The organism is Pontibacter korlensis, from assembly GCF_000973725.1.
GTDB classification, from domain to species: domain Bacteria; phylum Bacteroidota; class Bacteroidia; order Cytophagales; family Hymenobacteraceae; genus Pontibacter; species Pontibacter korlensis.
In genome coordinates this window covers 4861677-4875704 of record NZ_CP009621.1, presented here as the reverse complement: position 1 = coordinate 4875704, position 14028 = coordinate 4861677, and the positions used below count along the sequence as shown (strand labels likewise).

The 14028-nt window shown below is 49.3% G+C and carries 13 protein-coding genes; 3 read left to right on the top strand and 10 right to left on the bottom strand.

Annotation, left to right across the window (positions count from 1 at the left end; translation table 11 throughout):
• Window positions 1–52 precede the first annotated feature (52 nt).
• Genes PKOR_RS20965 through PKOR_RS20940 form a run of 6 tightly spaced genes read right to left on the bottom strand, consistent with a single transcriptional unit; the run spans window position 53 to window position 6112 of the window.
• Window positions 53–1384 (bottom strand): DUF58 domain-containing protein, encoded by a 1332-nt coding sequence (locus PKOR_RS20965; protein ID WP_046313280.1) that lies wholly within the window; start codon window positions 1382–1384, stop codon window positions 53–55.
• A complete protein-coding gene (locus tag PKOR_RS20960) occupies window positions 1384–2376 on the bottom strand; it encodes an AAA family ATPase (protein WP_046313278.1) in 993 nt (330 codons plus the stop codon). The genes PKOR_RS20965 and PKOR_RS20960 overlap by 1 nt, the downstream gene beginning before the upstream one ends.
• Window positions 2377–2379: 3 nt before the next feature.
• Window positions 2380–3567 carry a DUF4350 domain-containing protein gene (locus PKOR_RS20955; RefSeq protein ID WP_046313276.1) on the bottom strand — a complete coding sequence of 396 codons (1188 nt, stop codon included), beginning with the start codon at window positions 3565–3567 and terminating at the stop codon, window positions 2380–2382.
• A complete protein-coding gene (locus PKOR_RS23785; protein WP_052739000.1) occupies window positions 3564–4301 on the bottom strand; it encodes a DUF4129 domain-containing protein in 738 nt (245 codons plus the stop codon). The genes PKOR_RS20955 and PKOR_RS23785 overlap by 4 nt, the downstream gene beginning before the upstream one ends.
• Window positions 4285–5175, bottom strand: coding sequence for a hypothetical protein (locus tag PKOR_RS20945; RefSeq protein ID WP_046313274.1), 891 nt, complete (start codon window positions 5173–5175; stop codon window positions 4285–4287). The genes PKOR_RS23785 and PKOR_RS20945 overlap by 17 nt, the downstream gene beginning before the upstream one ends.
• The gene (locus PKOR_RS20940) at window positions 5150–6112 is read right to left on the bottom strand and encodes a stage II sporulation protein M (RefSeq protein WP_046313273.1); all 963 of its coding nucleotides are present in this window, start codon (window positions 6110–6112) and stop codon (window positions 5150–5152) included. Before PKOR_RS20940 ends, PKOR_RS20945 begins: the two co-directional genes overlap by 26 nt.
• An 81-nt stretch (window positions 6113–6193) precedes the next feature.
• Between PKOR_RS20940 and PKOR_RS20935 the strand changes: the two genes are divergently transcribed.
• On the top strand, window positions 6194–6913 hold the full coding sequence (locus tag PKOR_RS20935; RefSeq protein ID WP_046313271.1) for an RDD family protein: 720 nt from the start codon (window positions 6194–6196) through the stop codon (window positions 6911–6913).
• A gap of 104 nt (window positions 6914–7017) precedes the next feature.
• On the opposite strand, the gene PKOR_RS20930 is transcribed toward PKOR_RS20935, so the two are convergent.
• From PKOR_RS20930 to PKOR_RS20920, 3 genes are all read right to left on the bottom strand, one after another.
• Window positions 7018–7686, bottom strand: a complete 669-nt coding sequence (locus PKOR_RS20930) for a hypothetical protein (RefSeq protein WP_046313270.1) — start codon at window positions 7684–7686, stop codon at window positions 7018–7020.
• Window positions 7687–7941: 255 nt separating this feature from the next.
• Window positions 7942–9243 carry an NCS2 family permease gene (locus PKOR_RS20925; RefSeq protein WP_046313269.1) on the bottom strand — a complete coding sequence of 434 codons (1302 nt, stop codon included), beginning with the start codon at window positions 9241–9243 and terminating at the stop codon, window positions 7942–7944.
• 223 nt (window positions 9244–9466) lie between these two features.
• Complete coding sequence (locus tag PKOR_RS20920; protein WP_046313267.1) at window positions 9467–10234, bottom strand: S1/P1 nuclease; 768 nt, start codon at window positions 10232–10234, stop codon at window positions 9467–9469.
• Window positions 10235–10429: 195 nt separating this feature from the next.
• Here PKOR_RS20920 and PKOR_RS20915 point away from each other — a divergent pair, with 195 nt between their 5' ends.
• Entirely contained in the window at window positions 10430–10864 is a 435-nt protein-coding gene (locus tag PKOR_RS20915) for an acyl-CoA thioesterase (RefSeq protein WP_046314722.1), read from the top strand.
• 9 nt (window positions 10865–10873) lie between these two features.
• On the opposite strand, the gene PKOR_RS20910 is transcribed toward PKOR_RS20915, so the two are convergent.
• Window positions 10874–13345 (bottom strand): penicillin-binding protein 1A, encoded by a 2472-nt coding sequence (locus PKOR_RS20910; RefSeq protein ID WP_084694871.1) that lies wholly within the window; start codon window positions 13343–13345, stop codon window positions 10874–10876.
• Between the two features lie 168 nt (window positions 13346–13513).
• On the opposite strand from PKOR_RS20910, the gene PKOR_RS20905 reads away from it, so the two are divergent.
• Complete coding sequence (locus tag PKOR_RS20905; protein WP_148561767.1) at window positions 13514–13906, top strand: hypothetical protein; 393 nt, start codon at window positions 13514–13516, stop codon at window positions 13904–13906.
• Window positions 13907–14028: the final 122 nt, after the last annotated feature.

Genomic DNA, 14028 nt, shown 5'->3' with positions numbered 1-14028 from the left:
CTAACTTTACTAACCTTAACCAAAACGGGAGACAATCTATGTCTCCCGTTTTTTATATCAGGCCACGGGCTTTTAGCTCCAGGTATTTGTTGATTGTGTTAACTGTCAGGTCTTTCGGAGGAGTGAGGATAGTATGTATACCATGCATCTGAAGTTCCTTTACTATTTGCCGCTTATCGTGGGCAAACTTTTCTGCAATGGCTTTGGTGTAAACCTCCTCTGTATTTGCAGCGCGTTGGTGCAGTAAGCTGTGCAGTTCAGTATTCTCAAAGAAGATGACTACGAGCAGATGGCGTTTGGCCATGGCCCGTAAGTACGGTAACTGGCGCTGCGCCCCATTCAGCGTCTCAAAGTTAGAGAACAGCAAGAGGAGACTACGCTGCTTTATGCTATGGCGTACAGTAGTGTAGAGGCGTTCGTAGTCCGTTTCCTGGTACAGCGTTTTCTGGTTGTACAGCAGCTCCAGGATAAGACGTAGCTGGCTAGCCTTTCGCTCAGCAGGTAACATATTGCTGATGGTATGGGAGAAGGTGATCACACCCGCCTTATCCTGTTTCTTTAGAGCGATGTTAGAAACAACCAGCGACGCGTTGATAGCGTAGTCCAGTAGGCTTAAACCTTCAAAGGGCATCTGCATAACACGGCCCTTATCAATCAAGCAGTATACTTGCTGCGACTTTTCATCCTGATAGCTGTTTACCATCAGTTCGGCTTTGCGAGCTGTGGCTTTCCAGTTAATGGTGCGTTGGTCGTCGCCTGCCACGTATGGCCGTATCTGCTCAAATTCTGAGCTCTGACCAATCCGGCGTATCTTCTTTAAACCAGCTTCGTGCAGCCTGTTGGAGATAGTGAGCAACTCATACTGACGCATCTGTATAAACGACGGATACACCGGTACTTCCTGGTTCTGAGCGAACTTGTGCCGACGTTTTACCAGACGAAGCACGCTCATAGCAAACACATTGATCGCGCCAAAGCTGTAGCTACCCCGCTTGGTTGGCCTTACCGTGTAGTGAATAATGTGCGTTCGGCCAGTCGGAACATTAGCCTTGAAAACGCTGTCCCGTTTCTGAAGCTGGAAAGGCAGTTCGTCTATCACCTCTGCGTATAAGGTAAAGTTATACTTGTTCTCCAGGTACAGGTACACATCGTTCTCGCTGCCGTTGGAGAGTTTTTCCTGCATACTGCGGCTAGCGTAAAGACCTTTGTTGTTGCTATAGAGCAGCAACAGATCCACTACCACAAGCAGAGCCAGCACTGCCAGCGCTACCTTGGCTATAACCAGCAGCACCGGTACGAAAAAGGCAAGCACAAAAAGGTAAGCCAGGCTGGCTAAGCCCAGGTACAGGCGGTTAGTAAAGTATAAACTGCGAATAAACTGCACTAGCGCGGCACTTCTATTTTCTGAATAATCTGCTTTATCACTTCGTCCGGGGTTATGCCTTCCATTTCTCGCTCAGGTGTAAGCAGAATACGGTGGCGTAGCACAACCGGGGCCAGCTCCTGCACATCCTCTGGTGTTACAAAGCCACGGCCACGAAGAGCTGCCAAAGCCTTGGCGCTATTGAGTAGGGCAATGGAGGCACGCGGAGAGGCTCCCAGGTAGAGCGATTTGTTTACCCTTGTTTCGGCCACTATTTGAGCAATGTACTCCAGGAGCTTTTTGTCGAGGTGAATGGCCTGCACCGCCTGGCGCAGTTCCAGCAACTGTTCCGCCGACAGTACAGGTTGTACCTGGTCCAGCTCCTTTTTCAGCTGCGGGCCCTTGTGCTGTAGCTCCAGTATGGCAATTTCCTCTTCCAGGCTTGGATAATCTACCAGTACCTTAAACATAAAGCGGTCCAGCTGAGCCTCTGGCAGGCGGTAAGTACCTTCCTGCTCAATCGGGTTCTGTGTTGCCAGTACTACAAAAGGAGATTGTAGTGGGTATACTTTGCCGTCATGGGTGATGTGCTGTTCCTCCATCACCTCAAACAGGGAAGCTTGGGTTTTGGCAGGAGCACGGTTGATCTCGTCTATCAGTACAATGTTGGCGAAGATCGGGCCTTGCTTATACTCAAATGTAGCAGAACCTGGGTGAAATACGGAAGTTCCCAACACATCAGAAGGCATCAGGTCGGGCGTGAATTGTATGCGGCTGAAGCTTACCTGTACCGTTCGGGCAAGCAGTTTTGCTGTTAATGTTTTGGCGATTCCGGGCACACCTTCGATCAGCACGTGGCCTTCCGCAAGCATAGCTACCAGCAGCAGCTCTATGAGCTTTTCCTGGCCAACAATCAATTGCCGAAGTTCCTGCTTTATGTTTTCTGTAACCTCGCGCAGGGCGCTGTAGTCTGTTTTGTTTTCTTGTGTGGTGATGAGTATGTCTTCTTGCATAAGCTATACTTGGGCCTTTGGCCGCATGGAGGTTTGTCTGTAAAAGTCTTCTAGATAATTATTGAGCATCATCAGCGTCTGATCGCTGATCACAGGGCTTTTCTCAATGCTGGCAATCAGGGCAAAGATCTGGTCAATCAGCTGTGCATCGGCTCCGGACTTGGTCTTTATTCGCTCGTGCAGCTCCTCATCCAGTGTGTGGGTAGACACGTGGTAACGCAGGCGAAGGTGCTCCAGGAAGTAGGCTATCTTTTTGCCTGCAATGTTTTTGTGATTGCCGTGGTTGAAGTATAGGCTGCTGATAGCTTTCACGAAATCTACCGTAGTGTTGCGCGGGGGCTCTATAACCGGTATGATGCGCTGCGTACGCTTGCTCTTAAATAAGAGGAAAAGCAACAGACTAGCCAGGCCAACATAGTAGGCCCAGGTTAAGGCTTCGTGGCGCATCAGCACTCTTAATACTGACTGGTCTTCCTCACGCCCCTGATTTTGGTACTCATCCCAGAGCACTGGCTGTACTGGTAAATGGGATAGGGCAGTAGCTGCATAGCTACTCTGGTTTTGGGTTAGGAGCTGGTAATTGGTAAAAGCCAGCGGCACTGACGAAATGTAGAAATGTCCCTTTCCAAAAGGCACACGCATAAAGTTAAGTTTGCCCGCCTTGTTTCTACCTAAAGCCTCATGCCCGGCCTGCTTCCTTACCTGGATGTAGCGCGCATTGTTGTTTAGCGGGAAAGTATACTCCTGCTGCTCCGGCTGGCTGGTAAAGTAAAAGGCCGTGGAGTCAGGGGAGTTGCTGTTCAGGAAAGCCGTGCCGAAATGCAGTGTATCCTGTAGAAAGTCGTTGTATTGATGGGCAGCTATAAAAGCCTGGTTCCCGCGGTGTACAAAGTCCAGCAACAGGTTCGTATCCAGGCTGTCTGCGGCAAAATAGTCCTGTATAAGCACGTAATTGCCACTGAGCGTGCTGTCCTGTAGCTGGTTGTAAAGCGGCTCCCGTACAGTTTGTACTGGCTGCTCTGGAAACATACCTGGTAAAAGCTCATATAGGGCATAAGTGCCGTACGGAATTTTGTCTTTGTGCGAGAACGTCTGCGACCAGTCTACTGCTTTCGGCCTGAAATACTCCAGCAGCACCAGGGCCCCGAATAGCAGCGCTATCAAAGCAATATATCTGCGGTAGCCTTTCATGCATGCTGCTTTACAAGGTTATCAAACTGGGTAAACTCTGCACGGGCGGAGGAAAACAACCCGTCTCCGAGCGCTGCACCACCATACCACACGTACTCAAACATACCTGTGAGCTGCTCAAACTCGCGCCGTACCCCATCATCCTGAATCTCGGCAATATAGCTTCTGTTTGTTTTTCCCGGCTTCCACTGGATAAGCCCCATATCCGTCAGGTGCTTCAGGCTTTGCAGGTAGTGCAGGCGTACGGCTTTACGGTAATCGTGCTGCTCCACTGCCTCGGCAATCAGGGCTTTCAGGTCAAGCTCGTGGATGTTCTCCTCGAATACATCATAAGGCGTCTCGGTGTTGCTGGCTTTCTTGCCAAGCAGGCTGCCTACATCCACATGCTGCATTTTGATGACGATAAGCACAATAGCTGCGGCAATAAGCAGGTAGAGTAGTACTTCCCAGAAGCCGCTTGCCTGCCCCTTGTACAGCACTTCACGCAGCCATTGCTGAATGCGGTACTTCAGGCGCTCCCAAAATGTCTCGCCTGTAGGCACTTCCTCATAGTACTGGAACTCCTTGTCAGCACGCATTTTTTCCAGCAATGCAGTGTCAGGCTGTCGTACTACAACAGGTTTGTTAGCTTCTGGTATACTATCCTGCGGTACCGCACTTGCTACGGTACCGCAACACAACAGCAGGCAGAGGGTAAGAAATAAAGTGTAAAAGTGCTTAAAACTCTCCCTCATTAGCAGCAGTGTTGGTGTTGTTGTGGCCAATCTGGTCAACCTGCTCCATCAGGCCTATGCCATCTTTCTGCTCCACCAGGTTGAAGTACTGGAAGCCCAGGGCCAGCATCGTAATGCAGTAAGTGTAGGTAGTAAGTATGGTGGTAATGGTGCTTGTTAGGATCAGAAGAAGTTCACTGTTAGCGCCAGGTAGTTGCAGTACGCGCAGTAGGATGATAACTCCTGCAGGCAAGGTAGCAAACCAGCCCAACACACCTTGAACGATGCTAACCACGAATATCAGTCCGAATGTAGCCCACCAGTTGCCCTTTATCAGGTAGAAGCAGCGTTCGATGGTATCAATAAACCCTGTTTCCTCACGCACCATCACAATCAGGAAAATTGAGAGTACCACACTCAGGTAAATTCCCAGCCCCAACAGGAAAACGCTCAGGAAGCATACTATACCCAGTGCAATGCTGGCATAAGTGGCTTGCACCAGGTTTCGCTTTATGTGCTCCCACACAGCAGCCGGTGTTACCTTCCCTTCCTCATCCATGTAGGCTACCATAAAGCCATACACGGTTAGGGCAACTACCACATAGGCCATTAAGGTGAGGAACATGGTTATGATATAATTGAGCGAAGTTACCTGGTTGAAGAAAGTATACTCGCCCATGGTGTTATAGGGACCACCGCCTGTAAGTTGCTGGAACAAGCGCGACTGGTATAGCCCTGAAAAGATACCAGCTAGAATGGCCACTGGCGATACATACAAAAGTATGGCCTTGGAGAGTGGCTTAAAGTTGGCCTTGATGAAGATGAAAGTCGCGTTCAGTTTCTCTCCGAAATCCCGCTCCTCTCTTAAGTTAATTTTCTGGCTGGTCTGTAACATGATTACTGTGCAGTGAACGTGGGTAGATTATAAAGTAGTAAACAATAAATGCTGCGGAAGCGAGTATGATGAACAAACTCAGGGCAACTGGCATTTCGGTATGGCGGGTAACAAAGCCTTCCAGAAAGCCTGCCGTAATGAAAATGGGTACCAGGCCAACTACAATCTTGAGCCCCTGTCGTGCCCCTTGTTTAAAGGAGTGCAGGCGCGAGTAGGTCTTAGGGAAGAGTAGGCTATTTCCCATCACGAATCCTGCGCAACCAGCAATCACGATGGCAGAAATCTCCAGTGTGCCATGAATCCAGATAGTAAGCATGGAGGTTACCAGCAGACCTTGCTTGTAGAAAAAGTACTGGAAAGCTCCCAGCATCACCCCGTTCTGGAACATCACCCAAAAAGTGCCCACGGAGAAGAAAACACCCAGCACAAAGGCTAAAAAGGAAACCTTTATGTTGTTAAACGTGATAAACAGGAACATCTCTGCCTCACCGTGTCCTTTGTAGACCGCCATGGGATCACCATTGCGGATGTTCTCCAGCGTCATATTCACGTACCTGTCACCGAGTATAAGCCGCACAAATGTATCGTCTAAGGCTGCGGAGAGTGCTCCGATGCCAGCGGCTACAGCAAATATGAGAAAGGCGTAGAACAGCTGCCGGTGGTGCTGCCGGAACAGGTAGGGCAACTCATACTTCCAGAAATGTACAAAGCGGTTTTGCGTCTCTTTTTTGTTTTTATAGATGGCTTGATGGGTGTGGCCAGCCAGGTTGTTCAGGTAAGCCGTAGAGTCGGACTCAGGGTAAAACGTGCGGGCATAGGCCAGGTCGTCTGTCAGCTCAATAAACCTGTCGGCCAGCTCGTCGGGGCTGGAGGGTTTCTGAGTTTGGTAAGACTTCCACTTAAGTTTGTTTTTCCGGATAAAGGCTGCCTCGCGCACGGGTACTGTATTTTGTTCTCAATCAAATATATGTATATTGTCATATAAATAAAAAATGAAAACAAGCTTATTTTAGTGAAGATGAATACTGTTAAAATCCGAACCACGCAGAATGTTGAGGTAGAGTATCTGCTGGCAAGCGTGGGTGATCGTATTGTGGCCCACCTGATTGACCTGGCAGTTTATTTCTTGTGGACAGTAATGTGTGTGTTGGTGCTGCAGGGGCTGCAGATCGGGAATAATATTGTAGAATTTATACTTGTAGGGCTTCCCCTAATATTCTACCAACTGGTGTGCGAGATCTTCCTGAACGGGCAGAGTATAGGCAAAATGGCCCGCGATATCAAAGTAATCAAATTATCTGGCGAGTCACCGTCTATCGGTGACTACCTCTTGCGCTGGGTTTTCCGATTAGTTGATACAGGTATCTCACAGGGGATGCTAGCAGTGATTACGGTTGCTGTTAGTAACAGGGGCCAACGCCTTGGCGACATGGCAGCCGGTACCTGCGTTATCCGCACCCATGCTGTGCGTAAGAAGGAGACCATGATGGTAAACACAGAAGAAGGGTACCAGGTACGCTTTCCGGAGGTGCACCTGCTGACAGACCAGGATGTGGCCTTGATCCGCAAGCTGCTGTACAAAGCAGAAAAGTATAACAACTATGAGCTTCTGGAGAAAATGGCTGCACGTGTGCAGGAAATTACGGGCATAAAAGCTGGTGAGCTATCGGAGTGGGAGTTTCTGCAGACGGTGGTAAAGGATTACCATCACTACACGCATGGTGACGTGGTGGTGTAGCTTTCTCATGAATGCAGGTTGAAATAACTATAAAAGTATAGAAGCGGAAAGCCCCGGCTATCAAAGTAGCCGGGGCTTTCCGCTTCTATACTTTAAAGCTTCTATTACAGCTGTGGCTGTTTTTTAACAGAGGCTAATTGTTGCTTTAACTCTTCAACACGGTTCAGCTCTGTCTGTAGCTCACGCTTGATCTTGAGTTCGCGTTCACGGGCACTCTTCTTGTACTCATTTAGCTCCAGCTCCATCTCGTCGTAGGCTTTGCGCTTTTCGCCAGCTAAGCGCTTGCTGCTCTTGTGCTGCACGGCCATTACACCCAGTGCAATAAGGAGTGCTACAATAATACCGCTGTTCAACAGCACGTAGAAAGGCTTTGGCAGGTCTATGCCCAGCACCGAGATATGCGTAATATCGTGCATGCTCTGCTGAATCTCCTGCTCTTTCTGCTTCATGTCTTGTTGCATGGCCTGCAACTGTTGCTCCTGGGCAGCAACATCTTTACGGGCTTCCTGCAGTTTGGCGTCTGCCTCTGCCTCAAAGTTTTGAAGCTTTTTGTCTTTGGAAGCTACTGTTTCTTGTACTGTTTTCCAGAAAGACTCCAGCGTGGTGATTTTTACGACCTTGTAGCCTTGCCAGCTGTTGGAGCTGCTCTTCAGGTACTCAAATTGCTTTTCAAGTTTTGCGTTGGCTGCAGGTGCTTTTTCTGCTGCATTGCCCTGTGCCTGCACCATAGGGGCTGAACACAAAAGAGCGACTGAGAAAAAGAGTGCCTTCATAATCAAAGTTTTTATATGAACTAAATTTAGTATTTCCGATGCGGGCCTTGCGGCAGGTGAAGATAAAGAATTATACCTTTCCAAGCACCTTAACATACAGGGTAAACCTATATGTGCGTTAAATATTGTTTAAGATTACTAAAAATTATCTTTCCGTAACAACACTGCTAACAGAAATATGTCAAAATCAAGTTCACTCTGTGGAAAAGTTCCACACTTTTGGCACTGTTTGACTCTTGCGCGGGCTAATTGGTGCTATAAAAGAAGGGCAAGTATGGCAAAGATGTCTATCACCCAAAGAGCAATACTTACCTCTTTGCTTTTCCCGGTTACAAGCTTTAGGGCGGTCCAGCTCAGGAAGCCCCAGATGATACCTTGTGTAATGGAGTAGGTGAAGGGAATCAGCACCATCGACAGGAAAGCCGGAATGGCATCATCCATTTTAAACCAGTTAATTTTTGTAACAGGACGCACCATGAATGCCCCTACCAACACCAAAGCCGGAGCCGTAGCAATAGACGGAATCATGGAAAGTAGCGGGGCCAGAAACAGGAACGGTAAGAAGAGTAATGCACCCACAACGGCTGTAAGCCCCGTTCGCCCTCCGGCCTCAATACCCACTGCCGACTCTATGTAGGCTGTGCCTGGGCTGGAGCCTACCAGGCCAGCCAGCGTAGTTGCCACGGCATCAGTGGTAAGAGAGCGCTGTACATGGCGCGGTTCCCCATGCTCATCTAACAAGTCTGCGGCTTCAGCCAGTCCTACAAACGTGGAGATACTGTCGAACATGTCTGTAAAAACGAAGGCAAAAATAACAGGTACTATAGACAGCTTGAAGGAATTAACAAAGTCCAGTTGGAGGAGTAAACTAAAGTCAGGGGCGGATGCAAAGCCCTGCCAGGTAATGAGCGGCTCCATGTCAGTAGCCCACCAGCGGCCAAGCGGGTAGGAGGCTAGTGTGGTAATAAGTATCCCCAGCAGAATGCCACCCTTCACATTGCGCACAATAAGAACAGAAGTTAGCAGCAGCCCGCCCAGAAAAGTCAATAAGGCTGGGTTTATCGGGCTTACACCAATTATAGTGGAAGGGTTGGCTACAATAAACTTGGCGTTAGCAAAGCCGATGAGCGTAATGAACAAGCCTATTCCTGCGGCAATAGCAAAGCGCAGCGGCCGTGGAATGGCTCTTACAATAAGCGTACGCACGTTAAATACAGAAAGGATCAGGAACACGATGCCTGACCAGAAAACCGCACCGAGCGCTACCTGCCAGGTTACACCCATGCCTAATACTGCCGAATAGGTAAAGAAGGCATTGAGGCCCATGCCCGGCGCGACCAGAATGGGGTTACGGGCATACAGCCCCATCATCAAACTGCTAAAAAAGGAGACTAATACAGTAGCTGTGAGTACCCCTGAAAAAGGCATGCCTGCCTGTGCCAAAATGGTCGGGTTTACAACTATGATGTAAGCCGTGGCCAAAAAAGAGGAGATGCCAGCTAGCACCTCTGTTTTAACATTTGTATTGTGGTGCTTCAGACGGAAGTATGATTCCATGCTTTTTAAATTGTGATGACACTTAACCCTTGAAGAGGCTAACGAAAGTTGTACTCAAAAGTAAGAAAAAACGGTTTCTGCCTACAGACAGACAAGCTATTATGTGATCAGCCTGCCGTAAGAAGTACAGTGTTGCAAAGCACAGCACAGGCAAAAGAAAACAGCCACTGCAGTTCCTGTTAAGGAGTGCGGTGGCTGTTCTTATGCTTAGCTCTGCTAGGTTTTAGCCGTAGATCTCGTTCAGGAGACCTGCCAGGCGAACACCTGCCTGTAACAGGCGCTGCTCTACAAGGCTATAGTTTTCGTATGCGTAGCGGTAGCTGATCTTTTTATCTTCCGGCAGGTTATAAACCTGAGGTCTGTAGCTCATAGATTCTTTAGCCCAGTCTCTAACCGAAGTAGACTGCCACTGCTTGATTTGCTCTTTCTCTGGCTGACCCAGGAAACGTACAATCTCTGTAAAGCTCAGGTCTTTGCCATTAATCATGTCGCTATCCCACACGCGGTGTAAGTTAGAGGGTTGGTAAAACCACTGTACCTTCACAGCGTTACCTCCCTGGTCGTCGCCAGTACCTACGTGCAATGGCTGATGGATATCACCCACAAGGTGTATCAGGTACTTGAGGTACTCTTGTTCCTGCTCATTGCTTAGGTTACCGGCTTTCAAGGCTTTGGATATTTCCTCAATTTTGCCGATGATGTCACCATTCGGGTTTTTTTCAGACTGCTCGTAGGTTGAGCCATCCTGAATCGTTACCCAATGCCAGTCGTGTGTATGGTCGTAGGCATCATCGCTTTTGATGTCATCCATCCAAACTGAAACTTCTGCCAAAGTATTATCCTGCAGGAGTTTCATGATTTTCTTCTTTGCTTTTTTGCTCAGGTGCTTTTCAGCCACCAGGCCCACTGCGCGGTGCCCATTCTGCCCCCAGGCAAAGGCCTGGCTGGTCAGCAGCAGGCACAGGAAGAAAATGCTCGCTAACTTTTTCATTGATTTTTTAGATATGAAGTATTGAGACTGCAAAACAACAAAAATTATGCTTAACGCAGGAGGAGTATGCTTTAATAAAAGTTGATTTCTTTAAAAAGACCAAATTGTACCTCCTTTTAACCTGTAGGAAACCAGAAGAGAGTCTTGGGTTTAATTTGGCCAAAGGTTTTTGTAGCTTTGGAAAAACTAAAAACAATGAACAATATATATGAAGGTAAGGTGATGTGGTCGCACCTGGATGCGAACATGCACATGCGCCACTCTGCCTATGCTGATTTTGCTGCGCAAGCCCGTATTGTAGTGCTCGATAGGCTAGGCTTGGACCTGAAAGCGTTTCAGCACCTGAAGATAGGCCCCATACTGTTCCGTGAAGAATTGATTTACCTGCGCGAGGTAGGTATAAACGAGCACCTGAAGGTAACGGTGGAGTTAACAAAAAGCCGATCCGATGCATCCCGCTGGTCTATCCGCCATGAAGTATTCAGGGAGGATGGCGTAAAGGCTGCAGTGATCAACGTAGACGGGGCCTGGCTGGACCTGGTGAAGCGCAAGCTGACCACGCTGCCAACAGAGCTTGTAGAGCAGTTTGACCGCCTGCAGCGAAGCGAAGACTTTCAGGAGGAAGTATAGGGGCTAAAACTAGTCCCTATTTTTCTTGCGCTTCTCCTTCCGCTCCTTGCGTCTTTTTTTCAGGTTTTCTTTCCACTGCTCGTACGTTTGTGTGGCTTTATCGCCGATCTTATCCAGTACACGCTCCAAGAAGTTTTCCTGTGGCGGTTCTGCGCGGTAAGATGGACAGTTTAAGCTAGCTTGCAGGTGTGGCGGCAGCGGCTCAAAGCGGCTGTTGTAGTATCCTTTGTAATCCGGATCTATAGCGATCCGGCGGATATACTCTCCCCAAATAGGTAGGGCTGTGCGCGAACCCTGGCCTAGCTCTAAAGTGCGGAAGCGCACCTGAGGGCTTTCGCCACCAACCCACACACCTGTTACCAATTGCGGAGTTATACCTATAAACCAACCATCGGCATGATCCTGGGTAGTACCGGTTTTTCCGGCGATATCCATTTTCAGGCCGTACTGTGAGCGTAGTTTGGCGGCACTTCCCTCTTCTACCACACCTTGCATCAGGTGCAGCATGATAGCCGCTGTTTCTTCCGAGATAACCTTCTTGGCGCCTTCGCCCTCGCGGTGTTCCCGCAGCACGCGCCCTTCCCGGTCTTCGATTTTAGTAATATATACCGGCTCCACCTGGTAGCCACGGTTTGCGAAAGTGGCATAGGCCGTCACCATCTCCTGTAGCGACAGGTCTGCTGTACCCAGGGCTAACGATGGCACCTCCGGCAATTTAGAGTCGATACCTAGGCGGTGAGCCATGGCTACGGTTCTGTTCACGCCAGCCTTCATGATCATCTGTGCCGAGATGGTATTAACTGAATTAGCCAGTGCTCCACGCATCGTATACTCTCCGCCATACTGGTCTGTAGCGTTACGTGGCGACCAGTTATCATACTCCGGGTAGGTCATGCGCTCGTTCGGGAAATAGTCGCAGGGGCTAATGCCTCTATCCAGTGCAGCGGCATATACGATTGGCTTGAACGTAGAACCTACCTGTCGCTTCGACTTTACGTGATCATACTTAAAAACATGGTGGTTGATGCCACCTACCCACGCACGTACATAACCCGAATGTGGCTCTAGAGAGAACAGGCCGGTGTTCAGGAAGCGGGAGTAGTATGCCAGCGAGTCCATCGGGCTCATTTCTTTTTTGTTGGTGCCTCCCCAGGCGTAAACCTGCATCGGCACCGGCTCCCGGAAAGCCTCCACAATTTCAGCCTCAGACTTGCCGGCGTCTTTTAGTTTTCTGTAACGGTCGGACCGCTGCATGGCAACCTGTATCACATCAGAGTTACGACCCCACGGGTTTCTGCCTCTCCAATGGGCATCGAACTGTTTCTGCAGTTGTGCCATGTGCTTCCGCACCGATGCTTCTGCATGGCGCTGCATGCCGGCATCAATGGTCGTGTATATCTTAAGGCCATCAGTATAGAGGTTGTAAGGCTCACCATTTTTCTTCTTTTTACCGGCGGCCCAATTTACCAGTTCCTGTCGCAGGTGCTCCCGAAAGTATGGTGCAATCCCATCGTTATGCGTGGTGTAGTTGTACTTTAGCTCTAGGGGGAGCTTTTGCAGTGAGTCAGCTTCGGCTGCGCTCAGGTACTCATACTTCGCCATCTGCCCCAGTACAATATTACGACGCTTGGTAGAGCGCTCTAGGTCCAGGCGAGGGTTGTAAGTGGTGGTGGCCTTCAGCATACCAATCAGCACGGCAGCCTCTTCTACTTTAAGCGAATCGGCAGAGGTGCTGAAGAAGCGGCGTGAAGCACGCTCTATACCATACAGGTTACCACCCATGGGCACCGTGTTCAGGTACAGTTCCAGTATCTCATCTTTAGAGTAGATGGTCTCCAGTTTTCGGGCGATGATCATCTCGCGCAGCTTGTTTACGGGCATATCCCAGAGCCAGTAGTTCTTGCGCGGGTACAGGTTCTTTGCCAGCTGCTGGCTGAGTGTACTGCCGCCGCCAGAGCTTTCGTTCTGCAACAACAGAGACTTGATGAACACACGGGCCAGGCTTCGGGCATCCACACCGCTGTGGTCGTAGAAGCGTGCATCTTCGGTAGCTATGAGCGCATGAACAGCGGCAGGGGAGATGTTGGCATACTTTACATTGGTGCGGTCCTGGGTGTAATAGCGCCCTAGCAGCACTCCATCAGCAGAATACACCTCAGAGGCAGTGTTGTTGTGCACTGACTTCAATTCTTTGGTGGAAGGCATGCCACCCAGAAAGCCTGAATATACTGCAAAGTAGAAGAGCACTAGGAGCAGCAGTCCAAAGAGGGACAGCTTTAACAACCCTCTGAACAAGAACCTGTAGTCAGAGCGATTGCGGCTGTTCTGCCATTCTGCCCATTTATGCTGCCAGTAGGTGCGGGTAAAGTTAGGCTTCAGGCTCTGGAAGAAGGCCGATAACTCGCCGTATACCAGCCGCGTAAACGGCGCCATTATTTTAGTGATGATAAATTTGACTATCTGTTTCAGCGTACGCCTCATGTTCTATAGGGTCCTCGGTTTGCTGCTGCGGTTTTATGTGCCACGGAGCATACAAACGAGTGGTGTTAGTATTTTGGTGCAACGGCAGTTAATTAGCAAAGATTGCGCCAGTGCGGGTATCAGTGCAAATCAAGTGCGATGAAAGTATAAATGTATACCTTTGTAGTGATGCTTCAAACAAAATCCATACGACGCCACTGGCTCCGGTACCCGCTTATGTGGGTGATGCTGCTATGGGCCCTGACCTTGCCTGGTCATGAAGTAATGGTGTATGATTACCTGGTGCAAGGCTCTGTGCAGGAGTCAGTACTTCGGTTTAAGCCTGCCAACCTGCAGGATAGTGAGCAGGCTGTTAAGCCCCAGAATGTACAAGCCTTTGTGGATGCCCAAAATGCACCGGAGCTTGTTTTGAAGCAGGTCCTACATGTGGCGCCTTCGCTCTTGTTGCCATTTGTAGCTGAATTCTTAGCCTTTTCTTTACCTCTTTATACTTCCCCGGTTTCAGTAGGGCACCTGCTGCAGCAGGTATTGCCTGTAACTGTGCTTCCAAACGCACCATAGCGCTTCCATTTCTATACCTCTTCTTATCGCTCCACAGCATTAAAAGTAATGGGAGCTCCTTTCATAATTTTTTAAAGTGCAGCGCTAGCCTGAGGCATTTTTGCGCTGGCGCTGCTATGTGT